Raw genomic sequence first — 15,786 nt, forward strand, 5'->3', positions numbered from 1 at the left:
TCCCGCCTAGCCGCTCCATGAGGCGCGGTCGATCTGCCGGAGCAGTCTGCGTCTGCGCCACCCCGTGAGGTGATCGGCGTACACCGTGCCCTCCAAGTGGTCGCACTCGTGCTGCAGACACCGGGCGAAGAAACCCGTGCCGTGCACGGTGACAGGCTCCCCCGTCACCGTGCGGCCCTCGACCACCGCATGGTCGTGGCGCTCGGTCCCGGCTTCCAGCCCGGGCAGCGACAGGCAGCCCTCGGGACCCCGGACGACGACCCCGTCGCGCTCCACGAGGCGGGGGTTCACCACATGCCCCAGATGCCGCACATCCTCATCATCAGGACAGTCATAGACGAAAACCCGCAAAGGCACCCCGATCTGGTTCGCGGCCAACCCCACCCCTTGCGCCGCGTACATCGTGGCGAACAAGTCCTCCACGAGGTCGGCCAGTTCGGGGCCGAAGTCCGTGACGTCCCGGCAGGGCTCGCGCAGCGCCGCTTCGCCGAGCAGAGTGAGAGGCCGGACTCGCCCGCGGGCGCCCGGAATGGAACCGTGTCGCATGGCCGCAAGGGTACGGTTCGTTGGACCCACGCCCACCGCGCGGTGTGGGCACGATTCGGGTGTGCGAATGGATCTCGATAGGCTGAGGTCCACACCACGTTGCCGGATGGCCCCAGGCGCGGCGCGTACGCAAGGAGGATCGAGAACTGATGGCAGGCAACTCGGACCCGCTCACGCCGCGGGCCAAGCTGGCCGTGACCGCGGGCAAGGCGGTCGCTGCGGCATCGCGCGCCGCGGGACGCGGCAGCGGGTCGGTGATCGGTGGCCGGGTCGCGCTGAGACTCGACCCCGACCTGCTCGCCCGGCTCGCGCAGAACCTGGACGTCGTCCTGGTGTCGGCGACCAACGGCAAGACCACGACCACCCGGCTGATCGCGGAGGCACTGCGCGCGGCGGGCCCGGTCGTGTCGAACGCGCTCGGCGCCAACATGCCGGCCGGCATCACCTCCGCGCTCGCGGGCGGCTCGGAAGCCAAGTTCGGCGTCATCGAGGTCGACGAGAAGTACCTGGCCGGAGTGGCCCGGGACACCGACCCCAAGTGCATCGCCCTGCTCAACCTCTCCCGCGACCAGCTCGACCGCGCCGCGGAGACCCGGATGCTCGCCGAGAACTGGCGCGAGGGCCTGGCCGGCTCCAAGGCCGTCGTCGTCGCCAACTGCGACGACCCGCTGGTGGTGTGGGCCGCCTCGTCCTCCCCCAATGTGATCTGGGTCGCAGCGGGACAGATGTGGAAGGACGACGCCTGGTCCTGCCCGTCCTGCGGTGGCGTGATGCAGCGCCCGGGCGAGGAGTGGTACTGCGGCGAGTGCGGTTTCCGGCGGCCCCAGCCGACCTGGGCACTCTCCGGCGACCATGTGCTGGACCCGCACGGGTCCGCCTGGCCGATCCACCTCCAGCTGCCGGGCCGCGCCAACAAGGCCAACGCCGCCTCCTCGGCCGCCGTGGCCGCCGTGTTCGGGGTGCCGCCGCAGGTCGCCCTGGAACGGATGTACCAGGTGCAGGCCGTGGCCGGACGCTACGACGTCGTGCAGTTCGAGAACCGTGATCTGCGGCTGCTGCTGGCCAAGAACCCGGCCGGCTGGCTCGAGACGTTCTCGCTGATCGACCCGCCGCCCGCACCGGTGATCCTGTCCGTGAACGCCCGCGGGGCCGACGGCACCGACACGTCCTGGCTGTGGGACGTCGACTACACGCAGCTGACCGGCCACCCGATCTTCGTCATCGGCGACCGGAAACTGGACCTCGCGGTCCGTCTGGAGGTCGCCCATCAGCACTTCCAGGTCTGCGAGAACCTCGACCAGGCCGTGCAGATGTGCCCGCCGGGCCGTATCGAGGTCATCGCGAACTACACCGCGTTCCAGGACCTGCGCCGCCGCGTCGGCAACTGATCTTCGAAGGGCGATCACCTCATGAGCGACAACCAACTGCGGCTGGTGTGGATCTACCCGGACCTGCTGAGCACCTACGGCGACCAAGGCAACGCGCTGGTCGTGGAGCGCCGGGCCCGGCAGCGCGGCCTGGACGTGGCCCGCCTCGACGTGCGCAGCGACCAGCCGATCCCCACCTCCGGTGACATCTACCTGATCGGCGGCGGCGAGGACCGGCCGCAGCGGCTGGCGGCCGAGCGGCTGCGCCGCGACGGCCATCTGCAGCGTGCGGTGCAGAACGGCGCGATCGTCTTCTCGGTGTGCGCCGGCTACCAGATCCTCGGCCACGAGTTCATCAACGATCTCGGCCAGCGTGAGCCGGGCCTCGGCCTGCTCGACGTGGTCTCGGTGCGCGGCGAGGGCGAGCGGTGCGTCGGTGACGTCCTCGGCGACATCGACCCGCAGCTCGGCCTGCCCCAGCTGACCGGCTTCGAGAACCACCAGGGCGTCACCCACCTCGGCCCCGGCGCCCGCCCCTTCGCCCGGGTCGTCATGGGCAAGGGCAACGGCACCGGGGACGGCACGGAGGGCGCGTACAACGGGACCGTCTTCGGCACGTACATGCACGGCCCGGTCCTCGCCCGCAACCCGCTGATCGCCGACCTGCTGCTCAAGCTGGCGCTCGACGTCAACGCCCTGCCGCCGATCGACGACCGCTGGTACGACGCGCTGCGCAACGAGCGCATCACCGCTGCGCAGCAGCCCGCGTAGACGTCGTTGCCGAGCGGCCTGGGCAACGGCCGCTCGAGGGATTCTTCAGCGCGGTCCGGCAGCCTCGTAGCGGGCCCGCCTGACGGCCCGTCCGCTCACATGTGCGGGCGCGTCCAGCAGGCGGACGCCCGCTACGGAGCGCCCCCCTCACGCCGGTAGGGTGGCCGGGAATCCGCCGGACAACGTGGTCCGGTCTACCCGGCCCACGTTGAGAAGGTATTTCGGGCTATGCGCATTGGTGTCCTCACGTCCGGCGGCGACTGCCCCGGCCTGAACGCCGTCATCCGGTCCGTCGTGCACCGTGCCGTCGCCGACCACGGCGACGAGGTCATCGGTTTCCGGGACGGCTGGAAAGGCCTCCTGGAATGCGACTACCTCAAGCTCGACCTGGACGCAGTGGGCGGCATCCTGGCCCGCGGCGGCACCATCCTCGGCTCCTCCCGGGTCCGCCCGGAGCATCTGCGCGACGGGGTGGAGCGGGCCAGGGGCCATGTCGCGGAACTCGGTCTGGACGCGATCATCCCGATCGGCGGTGAAGGCACGCTCAAGGCGGCCCGGCTGCTGTCGGACAACGGGCTGCCGATCGTGGGCGTGCCCAAGACGATCGACAACGACATCGCTGTCACGGACGTCACCTTCGGCTTCGACACGGCCGTCACCGTGGCCACCGAGGCCCTGGACCGGCTGAAGACCACCGCCGAGTCGCACCAGCGGGTGCTGATCGTGGAGGTCATGGGCCGGCACACCGGCTGGATCGCGCTGCACTCCGGCATGGCGGCCGGCGCCCACGCCATCGTCGTCCCGGAACGGCCCTTCGACATCGAGGAGTTGACGGCGAAGGTCGGTGAACGCTTCGAGGCGGGCAAGCGGTTCGCCATCGTGGTCGCGGCCGAGGGCGCCAAGCCCGAGCCGGGCACCATGGACTTCGACGAGGGCGGCAAGGACATCTACGGCCATGAGCGCTTCGCCGGGATCGCCCGGCAGCTGTCGGTCGAGCTGGAGCAGCGGCTCGGCAAGGAGGCGCGGCCGGTCATCCTCGGGCACGTCCAGCGCGGCGGCACGCCGACGGCGTACGACCGGGTGCTCGCCACGCGCTTCGGCTGGCACGCGGTGGAGGCCGTGCACCGCGGCGAGTTCGGCCGGATGACCGCCCTGCGCGGGACCGACATCGTGATGGTGCCGCTGGCGGAGGCGGTCGAGACGCTCAAGACCGTGCCGGTGGAGCGGTACGACGAGGCGGAGTGCGTCCTGTAGTTCACCCCGTGACAACCCGCCCCCGGTCACGGCCGTGACCGGGGGCGGTTCTACTCTTGGGGCGGACAACTTGCACAACCCCCACGAAACAGGAGCCGCCGGATGGACCACAGCGGGCACGGCATGATGATGGATCTGCCGCCGTTCACGCTGGGACGGGGGCTGGAATGGTCTACCGACCCGTTCTTCCTCGTCGCCTGTCTGCTCGGGCTCGGCCTGTACGGCTGGGGGGTCGTACGGCTGCGGCGGCGCGGGGACGCCTGGCACCTCGGCCGTACGGTGTCGTACGTCATCGGTGTCCTGACCGTCGCGCTGGTGATGTGCACCAGGCTGAACGACTACGGCATGGTCATGTTCAGCGTGCACATGGTGCAGCACATGATCATCAGCATGCTGTCGCCGATCCTGATCCTGCTGGGCGCCCCGGTCACGCTGGCGCTGCGCGCGCTGCCCGTCGCGGGCAGGGGCCGCAAGGGGCCGCGTGAGCTGCTGCTGGCCCTGCTGCACAGCCGCTACATGCGGATCATCACGCACCCGGCGTTCACGATCCCGATGTTCATCGCGAGCCTGTACGTGCTGTACTTCACCCCGATGTTCGACTTCCTGATGGGCTCCAGGGCCGGGCACATCGGGATGATGGTGCACTTCTTCGCCGTGGGCATGGTGTTCTTCTGGCCGATCATGGGCGTCGACCCGGGCCCGAACCGGCCGGGATACGTGATGCGGATGCTGGAGCTGTTCGCGGGCATGCCGTTCCACGCGTTCTTCGGTATCGCGCTGATGATGGCGTCGACGCCGATGGTGGAGACGTTCAAGCACCCGGCGGCATCGCTCGGCATCGACGCACTGTCCGACCAGAACGCGGCCGGCGGCATCGCCTGGGCGTTCAGTGAGATCCCGTCGGTGCTGGTGCTGATCGCACTGCTTTTCCAGTGGTACGGCTCCGAGCAGCGGCAGGCCAGGCGCAAGGACCGGGCCGCGGACCGCGACGGCGACAAGGAGCTGGAGGCGTACAACGCCTACCTGTCCTCGCTGCACGCACGGAAGGGCTAGCCGGAGCCGTCCCCTCCGGGCGGGATCCGGGGCACCATGGTCAAGGACGGACCATGAGGAGGGTGTCGCGATGCCCGGTTCCACGAACGGTACGAACGGCTCGGCGAACGGCTCCACCAAGGCGATGGGGGCGCTCACGGTCGGCGGGCTCGTCGTCGTGACCGCGTACACGGTCGTGCTCGGCAGCAACGGCTGGCTGTGGTTCGGCTGGGTGGTGCTGGGTCTGCTGACCCTCGCCATGGTCGTCACACAGTCGTAGGTCCCGCACCGCGGTCGCGCCGTCCTGCGCCCCGCGCCACCGGCGCGGCTGATTACAGTGCCCGCATGAACAGCAGGAACGCGTCCTTCGACGATCTCGACCGGAAGATCATCACCGCACTGATGGCGCACGCCCGGACCAGCTTCGCCGAGATCGGCGCGGCGATCGGGCTGTCGTCCACCGCGGTCAAGCGGCGCGTGGACCGGCTGCGCGAGACCGGTGTGATCACCGGGTTCACGGCCACGGTGCAGCCCTCGGCGCTGGGCTGGCGCACCGAGGCGTACGTCGAGGTGTACTGCGAGGGCGCGGCCCCGCCCCGGCGGCTGGCGGAGGTCGTCCGGGCCTATCCGGAGATCACTGCGGCCATGACGGTGACCGGGGCCGCGGACGCGCTGCTGCACGTGCGGGCCCGCGACGTGGAGCACTTCGAGGAGGTGCTGGAGCGGATCCGCACCGAGCCGTTCATCCGCAAGACGATCAGCGTGATGGTGCTCTCCCACCTCCTGCCGGAAAGCCCCGAAGCGGGCGCCACCCAGGCGGCCCCCGAATGACACGGAGCATGCGCAGCACTCGTGCGTGTACGCCGCTGACAACGCATCGATGCTGCGCATGCACGCAGCTTTTCGCGCTTGTCGGTCGCCGATCTCCGTTTCTACGGTTGTGTCACCCCTCAGTGACACACAGGAAAGCGGAGGAAACCCTCTGTGCCCGAAAATCGTGTGCCGCGCCCCCGGCGCTTTCTCGTCTGTGAACCCAGACATTTCGCCGTCAGTTACGCGATCAACCCGTGGATGCATCCCGATCGTCCCGTCGATGTGGACCTCGCCCAGGAGCAGTGGCAGGCGCTGATCCGCGCCTACCGCACCCACGGGCACCGCGTCGAGTCGGTCGAGCCGGTGCCCGGCCTGCCCGACATGGTCTTCGCGGCCAACGCGGCGTTCGTGGTCGGCGGCCGGGTCTTCGGCTCCCTGTTCCACGCGTCCGAGCGGCGTCCCGAGTCGCTGCACTACGACACCTGGTTCAAGACGGCGGGCTACGACGTGTACCGCCCCGAGTCGGTGACCGAGGGCGAGGGAGACCTGGTGTGGACGGGCCGGTACGTGCTCGCCGGCACCGGGTTCCGCACCACCCGCGAGGCCCACCGCGAGGCCCAGGAGTTCCTCGGCCATCCGGTGATCGGCCTGACCCTGGTGGATCCGTACTTCTACCACCTGGACACGGCGCTGTTCGTCCTCGACGACGACAACGTCTGCTACTACCCCGAGGCGTTCTCGGCGGGCAGCCGCGAGGTACTGCGGCGCCTGTACCCGGACGCGGTCCTCGCCACCCGCGACGACGCGCTGGCGTGGGGCCTGAACTCCGTGTCCGACGGCCGCAACGTCTTCATCGCCCCCCAGGCCGAGGCACTGGCCGAGAATCTCGCCGGCCACGGTTACGTCCCCGTCCCCGTCGACCTGTCGGAGTTCCACAAGGCCGGCGGCGGCATCAAGTGCTGCACCCAGGAGATCCGCTGATGACCGCGCCCACCCGTGCATCCGTGCGCACGCGTACGTCCGCCGAGCTGATCCGCGCCGAGGAGCCGGTCCTCGCGCACAACTACCACCCGCTGCCCGTGGTGGTCGCCCGGGCAGAGGGCGCCTGGGTCGAGGACGTCGAGGGCCGGCGCTACCTCGACATGCTCGCCGGCTACTCGGCGCTGAACTTCGGCCACCGTCACCCGGCGCTGATCGAGGCCGCGCACCGCCAGCTCGACCAGCTGACGCTCACCTCCCGCGCCTTCCACAACGACCGGCTCGCCGAGTTCGCCGAGCGACTCGCCGAGCTGGCCGGGCTGGACATGGTGCTGCCGATGAACACCGGCGCGGAGGCCGTGGAGAGCGCCGTCAAGGTGGCCCGCAAGTGGGCGTACGACGTCAAGGGCGTCCCGGACGGGCGGGCGACCATCGTCGTGGCGGCGGAGAACTTCCACGGCCGTACGACGACCATCGTCAGCTTCTCCACCGACGAGACCGCCCGGACCGGCTTCGGCCCGTTCACGCCGGGCTTCAGGATCGTGCCGTACGACGACCTGGCCGCGCTGGAGGAGGCGGTCGACGAGACGACGGCGGCGGTGCTGATCGAGCCCGTCCAGGGCGAGGCGGGCGTCATCATCCCCTCTGCCGGCTACCTCGCCGGAGTACGCGAGCTGACCCGGCGCAAGGGCTGTCTGTTCATCGCGGACGAGATCCAGTCGGGCCTCGGCCGCACGGGCCGCACCTTCGCCGTGGAGCACGAGGACGTCGTGCCGGACGTGCTGCTGCTCGGCAAGGCACTCGGTGGCGGCATCGTGCCGGTGTCGGCGGTGGTGGCCCGGCGCGAGGTGCTGGGCGTGCTGCACCCGGGTGAGCACGGCTCCACGTTCGGCGGCAACCCGCTCGCGGCGGCGGTCGGCACGGCCGTGGTCGACCTGCTGCAAACCGGTGAGTTCCAGCGGCGGGCCGCCGAGCTGGGGGTGGTCCTGCGCGACGGGCTGGCCGAGCTGGTCGGTGCGGGCGTGGTCGGTTTCCGGGCGCGCGGTCTGTGGGCGGGTGTCGACGTCGATCCGGCGATCGGCAGCGGACGTGAGATCAGCGAGCGGCTGATGCGGGAGGGGATCCTGGTCAAGGACACGCACGGGTCCACGATCCGGCTGGCACCCCCGCTGACCGTCACGGCGGAGGAACTGCGCTCCGCGCTGGCGGCGCTCAAGCAGGTGCTGGGTTCCTGACCGGGGCGGGGGCGGCCGCATGCCGCCCCCGCTCGTCCGTGCGCCCCCACCCGATGCCCGAAGAGTGAAGTTTGAGAAAATAAGGGGTAGACCACTCTCAGCGACAGAGAGGTCGGCCGTGGGCACTCACGAGAAGCGGGACGTCGCCCGGCAGGCGTTCGACGTGGCCGATGCCGCGCCCCTGCTGCTCGACGCGCAGGGTGTGGTGACCAGCTGGACCCGGGGTGCCCAGCGGCTGCTGGCCTACTCGGCCCGCGAGGTGGTGGGCACCCGGGCGACCGGCCTGCTGTCCGCCGAGGACGCGGCGCGGATGCCGGAGCTGGCCGAGCGGTGCCTCAAGGACGGCGGCTGGGCGGGACTGCTGACGGCACGGCGCAAGGACGGGCAGCCGGTGCGGGTGATGGTGCGGATCACTCCGGCGGTGGAACCCGGCGGCGCGTCGCACTGGCTGGTGCTGCTCTGTGACGTCTCCGGCGCACGCGGCTGGGACATGAGCCGTGAGGTGCTGGAGCAGATGGTGACCGACTCCCCCGTCGGCATAGCGATCGTGGACACCGATCTGCGGTGCGTCTGGGCGAACGCGGCCCTGGAAGGGTTCGGCGGCGGCTCCCCGCGGGAGCGGCTGGGGCTGCGGCTGGCGCAGATCCAGCCGGGCATCGACGCCGTGGGCATCGAGACGCAGATGCGGCAGGTGCTGGCGACCGGGCGGCCGGTGGTCGGATACGAGCATGTCGGCACGGTACGGTCCGCGCCGCACCGCGAGACGGCGCACATGATGTCGTTCACCCGCCTCGACGACGACCTCGGCCGCCCGATGGGCGTGTACTACACCGTCGTCGACATCACCGAGCGGCACCGCGCCCGGCAGCGCCTCGCCCTGCTCGACCAGGCCGGCGAGCAGATCGGCCGCACCCTGGACATCGCGCGGACCGCGCAGGAACTGGCGGACGTGGCCGTCCAGGACTTCGCCGACTTCGTCTGCGTGGATCTGCTGGAGTCCGTGCTGCGAGGGGCGGAGCCCGAGCCTGGGCCGCTGCCCGGCACGGACCGGGTGCCCCTGCGCCGGGCCGGGCAGCAGTCGGTGAACCCCGGGGTCCCGGAGGCCGTCGTCGCAGTCGGCGAGCTGGCCACCTATCTCGCCGGATCACCCCCGATCCGCTGTCTGACCACGGGCCGGTCATGGCGCGAGGAGCGGCTCGACCCGCCGGCCAGGGAGTGGGCGACGGACGTTCCGGCCGACCGGGATGCGACCTTCCTGCAGCTGGGCCTGCACAGCGTGATGATCGTGCCGGTCCGCGCGCGGGGCGTCACCATGGGCGTGACCACCTTCTTCCGCCGTCACCGCCAGGAGCCGTTCGACGAGGACGACCTGAGTCTCGCCGAGGACCTGGTGTCCCGGGCGGCGGTGTGCGTGGACAACGCCCGCCGCTACACCCGCGAGCGGGACGCGGCCCTGGTCCTCCAGCGCAGCCTGCTGCCGCACCGGCTGCCCGAGCAGGGCGCGGTGGAGATGGGCGCCTACTACCGGCCGGCCGACGAGCTGACCGGCCTCGGCGGCGACTGGTACGACCTGATCCCGCTGTCCGGGGCCCGGGTCGCGCTGGTCGTGGGCGAGGTGCCGGGGCACGGGATCGACGCCGCCGCGGCCATGGGCCGGCTGCGCACCGCCGTCAGCACCCTGGCTGCGCTGGACCTGCCGCCCGAGGAGGTGCTCGCGCACCTCGACGACCTCGTGGCACGGACGGCCGACGAGGAACGCGCACGGCCCTCGGCCGCACAGGCCGACGGTGACCGGGTGGCGGGACCGGTCTGTGTGTACGTCGTCTACGACCCCGTCGGCGGGAAGTGCACGATGGCAGCCGCGGGCCACTCCGCGCCCGCCATCGTCCGGCCCGACGGCAGCGTCGGCTTCGTCGACGTGCCGCAGGGCCCGCCGCTCGGGGTAGGCGGCCCGCCCTTCGAGGCGGTCGAGCTGACCCTGGCCGAGGGCACCATCCTGGTCCTGCACACCGACGGGCTGCTCGCCCACGGGGCCGGCGAGGCGGCCGTGGCCGCGGACCACGAACGGCTGCGCCAGGCCCTGAAACAGCAGGCCGCCTCGCTCGACCTGCGCTGCCGAGCCGTGATCGACGCCCTGGTCCCGGCCCGGCCGCACGACGACGTGGCGCTGCTCATGGCGCGCACCAGGCTGCTGGGCGCCGACCGGGTCGCCGACTGGGACCTGCCCGCCGACCCCGCCGTGGTCGCCGACGCCCGCAAGGAAGCCGCCCGGCAGCTGGACGAGTGGGGGCTGGAGGAGCTGGCGTTCACCGTCGAGCTGGTCGTGAGCGAGCTGGTCACCAACGCCATCCGGCACGCGCACGGCCCGATCCGGCTCCGGCTGATCAGGGAGCACACCCTGATCTGCGAGGTCTCCGACGGCGGCGCCACCGCGCCCCATCTGCGCCATCCGCGCACCATGGACGAGGGCGGCCGCGGACTGCTGCTGGTCTCCCAGTTCGCCGAGCGGTGGGGAACACGTTTCGTCCCCAGCGGGAAGGTCATCTGGGCCGAGCAGTCCCTGACGGATCCGCCGGTCTGACATGCGCGGCGCGCAGGTACGTCGTATGACAGAGGAGACGCCTGACGAACGGCTGGCAGGGGAAACGGCGGGACCGGCGTGATCGCGGCGGATGGGTGGCAGCCATGGACGACACGGCCATCGACTACACGGAGGTGTTCCAGTCGCTGCCGGGCATGGTGGCGCTGCTGACGCCCGACCTGGTCTACGTCGACGCCAACCGGGAGTTCCTGCACATGGCCGGGCGCACCCGGGAGCAGGTGGTGGGGCGCCACCTCGGCGACGTCTTCCCGGACAACCCGCACAACGAGGGCGCCTCGGGCATGCGCAACCTGGCCTCGTCACTCAAGCGGGTCGCGGCCACCGGTGAGCGGGACGCCATGGCCCTGCAGCGCTACGACGTCGAGAACCCCGAGCGGCCCGGGGAGTGGGACGAACGCTACTGGAGCCCGGTCAACGCGCCGGTGTTCGGTCCGGACGGCACCGTGGTGCTGCTGGTGCACCGGATCGAGGAGGTCACCGAGCTGATCCGGGCCCGCGGCGGACCCACCGGCAGTCGGGCCCGGGTCCTCGAGGCCGAGCTGTACACGCGCGCCCGTGAACTGCAGGAGGTCAACGAAAGGCTGCGCCAGGCCCACGCCCGCGAGCGCGAGGTGGCCCTCGCCCTGCAGGAGGCGATGCTGCCCGCGCACCGGCTGGGCGGCCGTCATCATGCCGCCGTGCGCTACCGGCCCGCGGTCGGCGCGCTGAACGTGTGCGGGGACTGGTACGACATCGTCGACCTGGTGGGCGGCCACCGTATGGGCGTGGCCGTGGGCGACGTGGTCGGGCACGGCCTCGAGGCCGCCGGGGTCATGGGCCAGCTGCGCAGCGCGCTGAGCGCCGCCTGCCGGGTCGCCTCGGGGCCGGGCGAGGCACTGAACGTCCTCGGGCGGTACGCGAACGTGGTCGACGGCGCCGAATCGGCCACCGCCGTCGCGACGTTCATCGACTTCGACCAGCACATGATCAGCTACAGCAGTGCCGGGCACCCGCCGCCCGTCCTCGTCCACCCCGACGGCCGTGTGCAGTTCCTCGACCAGGCCACCGACCCGCCGCTGGACGCCCGCCCCGACCCCTTCCCCCGGCCCCAGGCCTTCACGCCCTACACCGAGGGGGCCACCCTCGTCCTCTACACCGACGGCCTGATCGAGCGCCGGGGCGAGGACATCGACACCGGTCTGGAGCGCCTCGCCGACTCCCTCGGCCGCCATCGTGCCGAAGACCCCGAGAGCCTCGCGGACGCCGTCCTGCTGGAACTGCTGCCTCCCGGCGGCGCCACCGACGACACGGCGCTGGTCATCGTGCGGCTGTGACACCCGCAGCGCCCGGGGAATGCGCCGGGGCCCGGTGGATCAGAGGTGTGCGGGAACTCCTGTGGTTCTCAAGGGGTTTCGGCCACGGGTGTGCTCGACCGCGGCATGTCGCGGGCAGGGGCAACGCGTGCGGCCGGGCGGGCCGGGCGGGTATGAGGGTGGTGCAAGGCGGTTACGTATGTCGTGACTACAGACGTACGCGGGCCGGTACCGGAATCATGACCGGACGACATCGGTGCACCGCCGGCCCGGCGGAGTGAGGGGCGAGCCGTGTTCTACTACCTGCTCAAGTACGTATTCCTGGGCCCCCTGCTGAGACTGGTCTTCCGGCCCCGGATCGAGGGCCTTGAGAACGTGCCGGCCTCGGGGCCTGCGATCGTCGCCGGGAACCATCTGTCGTTCTCGGACCACTTCCTGATGCCGGCGATGCTGGGGCGCAGGATCACGTTCCTCGCCAAGGCGGAGTACTTCACCGGGCCGGGCCTCAAGGGCCGGCTCACCGCGTTCTTCTTCCGCAGTGCGGGGCAGATCCCGGTGGACCGCTCGGGCAAGGATGCCGGTCAGGCGGCGATCCGCGAGGGGCTCGGGGTGCTGGGCAGGGGCGAGCTGCTCGGGATCTACCCGGAGGGCACCCGTTCGCACGACGGCAGGCTCTACAAGGGCAAGGTCGGCGTCGCCGTCATGGCGCTGCAGGCCGGGGTGCCGGTGGTGCCCTGCGCGATGATCGGCACGTTCGAGGCGCAGCCGCCCGGCAAGGTCATCCCGAACATCCACCCCGTCACCATCCGCTTCGGCAAGCCTCTCGACTTCTCGCGCTACGCCGGCGTGGAGCAGGAGCGGGCGATCCTGCGGGCCGTCACCGACGAGATCATGTACGCCATCCTGACGCTCTCCGAGCAGGAGTACGTCGACGAGTACGCGGCCGTCGTCAAGGAGCGCCAGGCCGCGGAGCACGGTGCGAAGGAGCGCAAGTTCCCGCGGGCGCCGCTCAGTTGACCGCCTCGGCCGGACCCGCGCCTCTGCCGACGGCAGAACGGCCGTGCCCCGTCCGGCCCGCGCGGACTAGGCTCGCCGTATGAAGAAGGCTGTGGTAATTGGGGCCACCGGACAGATCGGCCGTCCGGTGGTGGACGCGCTGACGCGGGACGGCTGGGAGGTGACGGCCGCCTCACGCCGTGGCGGCCGGGACGCGGCCTGGGACGAGGGGGTACGCACGGTCCGGCTGGACCGCTCCGAGGGCACGGCCCTGGCGGCGCTGGTCGGCGACGGCTGCGACCTGCTGGTCGACTTGGTCGCCTACGACGCCGGGCACGCCCGGCAGTTGACGTCCCTCGCGGGCCGCGTCGGCTCGGCGGTGGTGATCTCCAGCGTGTCCGTGTACGAGGACGCGTCGGGGCGCAGCTTCGACACGATGGGCGAGCCGGACGGCTTTCCGGCCTACCCGGTGCCGGTCCGCGAGACCCAGCGGACCATCGCCGAGGGCGGGAGGTCGTACAGCAACGACAAGGCCGCGCTGGAGGGCGCGCTCCTCGCCGGTGGCGACGCGTTCCCGATCACCGTGCTGCGCCCGGCCGCGGTCCACGGGCCGTACAGCGCGCTGCCCCGTGAGCTGTACTTCGTGAAACGGAATCTGGACGCCAGGCGCAGGCGGGTGCTGGCGTACAAGGGCGAGAGCCGGTTCCATCCGTCGAACGTCCGGAACATCGCCGAGCTGGTACGGCTGGCGGCGGCCCGGCCCGGTACCCGGGTGCTGAACGCCTGTGACGACGAGACGCCGACGTCCGCCGAGATCGGCGCGGCGATCGACGCGGTGATGGGCGTGGAGCCGCAGACGGCGTTCCTCGACGGCCCGCCGGAGGGCTCGGTGGGACAGACGCCGTGGTCGGTCCCGCTGCCTGTCGTCTTCGACATGTCCGCCGCGCAGCGGGAGCTGGGCTACCGGCCGGTGGTGTCGTACGCCGAAAGCCTGCCGGAGACGGTGGCCTGGCTGACCGGGGCGCTGGGCGAACGGGACTGGCGGGAGTGCTTCCCCCGTCTCGCCCAGCGGTACCCGGACCTGTTCGACTACGCGGCCGAGGACGCCTGGTTCGCGGCATGAGCGAGGGGCGGCCGGAAGGCCCGGCCGCCCCTCGTCACCGTACGGTCCCGGTTACGGCTTGGGCGTGGCGTGCGGGCTGCAGGTCACGTCCGCGCCGTCCAGCTTGCCGTCGATGAGGTAGGCGTCGACGCGCTGGTTGATGCAGGGGTTGACCAGGCCGGTCACACCGTGGGAGCCCGCGTCCTTCTCGGTGATCATCCGGGAGCCCCGGAAGCGCTGGTGCAGGTCGACGGCGCCCGGGTACGGGGTGGCGGCGTCCCGGGTGGACTGCACGATCAGCACCTGCGGCAGGCCCTGGTGGGTGGTGACGTCCACCGGGTTCTGCTGCTTGACCGGCCAGGTGGCGCAGGGCAGGTTCATCCAGGCGTTGGCCCAGGTCATGAACGGGTAGTCCTTGTTGAGCCGGGTGTTGTCCCGGTCCCACTTGCGCCAGCTGGTGGGCCACTTGGCGTCGGTGCACTCGACGGCCGTGTAGACGGCGTTGCCGTTCTCCGCGGAGATGTTGCCCGCGATGTTCGACATGTCGGGGGCGGCGGCGTCGACCAGCGCCTTGGTGTCACCGGCGACGTACTTGCTGAAGACCGTGGCGACCGGCACCCACGAGGAGTCGTAGTACGGGGCGCTCTGGAAGAAGGAGATCAGCTCGGCCGGGCCGACGACCCCGCCGATCGGGTTCTTCTTGGCCGTGGCGCGCAGCTGGAGCCACTTGTCCTGGACGGCGGCGCGGGTGGTGCCGAGGTGGAAGGCGGCGTCGTTGGCCGCGACCCAGTCCTCCCAGTCCTTCCATCGGCCCTCGAAGGCAATGTCCTGGTTCAGGTTGGCCTGGTACCAGATGTTCTCACGGGCCGGGTCGACCACGCTGTCGACGATCATGCGGCGCAGGTGGCCCGGGAAGAGGGTGCCGTAGACGGCGCCGAGGTAGGTGCCGTAGGAGACACCAAGGTAGTTGAGCCTCTTCTCGCCCAGGGCCGCGCGGATGACGTCCAGGTCGCGGGCGGTGTTGGGCGTGGTCATCTGCTGGAGCATCGCGCGGCCGGTGCGGTCCAGGCAGCCGTCCGCGTACTGGCGGGCCAGCTTGCGCTGGGCCAGCTTGTCCGCCTCGGAGCCGGGCACCGGGTCCATCTTCGGCGCCTTGACGAACTCCTGCGGGTCCTCGCAGGAGATGGGCGCCGAGTGGCCGACGCCGCGCGGGTCGAAGCCGACGAAGTCGTAGGCCTTGGCGACGTTCGCCCAGACGGGGTTCTTGTTGGTGACCCGCGTCGGGAAGCGCATCCCGGAACCGCCGGGACCGCCCGGGTTGTAGACGAGCGCGCCCTGGCGCTCGGCCTTGGTGCCGGTGTTGCCGATACGGTCGACGGCGAGCTTGATCTGCTTGCCGTACGGGTGGGCGTAGTCGACGGGCACGCTGACCCAGCCGCACTGGATGGGCTTGGCGAATCCCCAATCGGCCGGGCAGTCCTGCCAGTTGATGCCTGCCTTGGCAGCCCGGGCGGCCGCGATCCCGGCTCCCTTGGCCTCCCGGCCCTGGCTGGGCCGGCCGGCTGCGCTGGCCGCGGGCGCGGACACCGCGCCGGCGATCAGGGTGGCGGTGACGAGTGCTCCGGCCGAACCGAGCGCCAGCAGGCGGCTCTTAGGTCTGTTCTCCCTCAAGAGGGCCCCTCCCCCTACATATGCATCGCTGCGAATGGTCAGGCGGGGATCCTCTCGGCTGTGAGCCTCCTGAGAACAGGGGGCGTCACCCATCTTTACCAATCCGATAACCGGACGATCATGTCCC

At 71.2% G+C, this 15,786-nt stretch carries 14 protein-coding genes; 12 read left to right on the plus strand and 2 right to left on the minus strand.

Going from position 1 to position 15,786, the window contains the following annotated elements; translation table 11 throughout:
- Window positions 1–6 precede the first annotated feature (6 nt).
- Entirely contained in the window at window positions 7–546 is a 540-nt protein-coding gene (def, locus tag GQF42_RS08505; protein ID WP_158919034.1) for a peptide deformylase, read from the minus strand.
- A 149-nt stretch (window positions 547–695) separates the two neighbouring features.
- Between def and GQF42_RS08510 the strand changes: the two genes are divergently transcribed.
- The 12 genes from GQF42_RS08510 to GQF42_RS08565 all read left to right on the plus strand — a co-directional run bounded on the left by GQF42_RS08510 (window position 696) and on the right by GQF42_RS08565 (window position 14,009).
- Window positions 696–1,934 (plus strand): MurT ligase domain-containing protein, encoded by a 1,239-nt coding sequence (locus tag GQF42_RS08510; RefSeq protein ID WP_158919035.1) that lies wholly within the window; start codon window positions 696–698, stop codon window positions 1,932–1,934.
- Between the two features lie 21 nt (window positions 1,935–1,955).
- Window positions 1,956–2,684, plus strand: a complete 729-nt coding sequence (locus GQF42_RS08515) for a type 1 glutamine amidotransferase (protein ID WP_158919036.1) — start codon at window positions 1,956–1,958, stop codon at window positions 2,682–2,684.
- 228 nt (window positions 2,685–2,912) lie between these two features.
- Window positions 2,913–3,938: a 6-phosphofructokinase gene (locus GQF42_RS08520; protein WP_158919037.1), complete on the plus strand. Its 1,026-nt coding sequence runs from the start codon at window positions 2,913–2,915 to the stop codon at window positions 3,936–3,938.
- A 102-nt stretch (window positions 3,939–4,040) separates the two neighbouring features.
- Window positions 4,041–4,991, plus strand: a complete 951-nt coding sequence (locus GQF42_RS08525; protein ID WP_158919038.1) for a cytochrome c oxidase assembly protein — start codon at window positions 4,041–4,043, stop codon at window positions 4,989–4,991.
- 70 nt (window positions 4,992–5,061) lie between these two features.
- Window positions 5,062–5,250, plus strand: a complete 189-nt coding sequence (locus GQF42_RS08530) for a hypothetical protein (protein ID WP_158919039.1) — start codon at window positions 5,062–5,064, stop codon at window positions 5,248–5,250.
- Window positions 5,251–5,315: 65 nt separating this feature from the next.
- Window positions 5,316–5,801: an Lrp/AsnC family transcriptional regulator gene (locus tag GQF42_RS08535; protein ID WP_158919040.1), complete on the plus strand. Its 486-nt coding sequence runs from the start codon at window positions 5,316–5,318 to the stop codon at window positions 5,799–5,801.
- 153 nt (window positions 5,802–5,954) lie between these two features.
- Window positions 5,955–6,764: a dimethylargininase gene (gene ddaH / locus GQF42_RS08540; RefSeq protein ID WP_158919041.1), complete on the plus strand. Its 810-nt coding sequence runs from the start codon at window positions 5,955–5,957 to the stop codon at window positions 6,762–6,764.
- Window positions 6,764–7,996: an ornithine--oxo-acid transaminase gene (rocD, locus tag GQF42_RS08545; RefSeq protein WP_158919042.1), complete on the plus strand. Its 1,233-nt coding sequence runs from the start codon at window positions 6,764–6,766 to the stop codon at window positions 7,994–7,996. The genes ddaH and rocD overlap by 1 nt, the downstream gene beginning before the upstream one ends.
- 118 nt (window positions 7,997–8,114) lie before the next feature.
- Window positions 8,115–10,577 (plus strand): SpoIIE family protein phosphatase, encoded by a 2,463-nt coding sequence (locus GQF42_RS08550; RefSeq protein ID WP_158919043.1) that lies wholly within the window; start codon window positions 8,115–8,117, stop codon window positions 10,575–10,577.
- Between the two features lie 104 nt (window positions 10,578–10,681).
- A complete protein-coding gene (locus GQF42_RS08555; RefSeq protein ID WP_158919044.1) occupies window positions 10,682–11,911 on the plus strand; it encodes a SpoIIE family protein phosphatase in 1,230 nt (409 codons plus the stop codon).
- A gap of 270 nt (window positions 11,912–12,181) precedes the next feature.
- On the plus strand, window positions 12,182–12,907 hold the full coding sequence (locus GQF42_RS08560) for a lysophospholipid acyltransferase family protein (RefSeq protein ID WP_158919045.1): 726 nt from the start codon (window positions 12,182–12,184) through the stop codon (window positions 12,905–12,907).
- A gap of 79 nt (window positions 12,908–12,986) precedes the next feature.
- Entirely contained in the window at window positions 12,987–14,009 is a 1,023-nt protein-coding gene (locus GQF42_RS08565) for an NAD-dependent epimerase/dehydratase family protein (RefSeq protein WP_233273300.1), read from the plus strand.
- Between the two features lie 51 nt (window positions 14,010–14,060).
- On the opposite strand, the gene GQF42_RS08570 is transcribed toward GQF42_RS08565, so the two are convergent.
- On the minus strand, window positions 14,061–15,659 hold the full coding sequence (locus tag GQF42_RS08570) for an alpha/beta hydrolase (protein ID WP_199272612.1): 1,599 nt from the start codon (window positions 15,657–15,659) through the stop codon (window positions 14,061–14,063).
- Between the last annotated feature and the right edge of the window lie 127 nt (window positions 15,660–15,786).

Source organism: Streptomyces broussonetiae (assembly GCF_009796285.1).
GTDB classification, from domain to species: Bacteria; Actinomycetota; Actinomycetes; order Streptomycetales; family Streptomycetaceae; genus Streptomyces; species Streptomyces broussonetiae.

Excerpts from the sequence above, each read along its gene's own strand:
- def (WP_158919034.1), bottom strand. The coding sequence starts at position 546 with ATGCGACACGGTTCCATTCCGGGCGCCCGCGGGCGAGTCCGGCCTCTC.
- GQF42_RS08510 (WP_158919035.1), top strand. The coding sequence starts at position 696 with ATGGCAGGCAACTCGGACCCGCTCACGCCGCGGGCCAAGCTGGCCGTG.
- GQF42_RS08515 (WP_158919036.1), top strand. The coding sequence starts at position 1,956 with ATGAGCGACAACCAACTGCGGCTGGTGTGGATCTACCCGGACCTGCTG.
- GQF42_RS08520 (WP_158919037.1), top strand. The coding sequence starts at position 2,913 with ATGCGCATTGGTGTCCTCACGTCCGGCGGCGACTGCCCCGGCCTGAAC.
- GQF42_RS08525 (WP_158919038.1), top strand. The coding sequence starts at position 4,041 with ATGGACCACAGCGGGCACGGCATGATGATGGATCTGCCGCCGTTCACG.
- GQF42_RS08530 (WP_158919039.1), top strand. The coding sequence starts at position 5,062 with ATGCCCGGTTCCACGAACGGTACGAACGGCTCGGCGAACGGCTCCACC.
- GQF42_RS08535 (WP_158919040.1), top strand. The coding sequence starts at position 5,316 with ATGAACAGCAGGAACGCGTCCTTCGACGATCTCGACCGGAAGATCATC.
- rocD (WP_158919042.1), top strand. The coding sequence starts at position 6,764 with ATGACCGCGCCCACCCGTGCATCCGTGCGCACGCGTACGTCCGCCGAG.
- GQF42_RS08555 (WP_158919044.1), top strand. The coding sequence starts at position 10,682 with ATGGACGACACGGCCATCGACTACACGGAGGTGTTCCAGTCGCTGCCG.
- GQF42_RS08565 (WP_233273300.1), top strand. The coding sequence starts at position 12,987 with ATGAAGAAGGCTGTGGTAATTGGGGCCACCGGACAGATCGGCCGTCCG.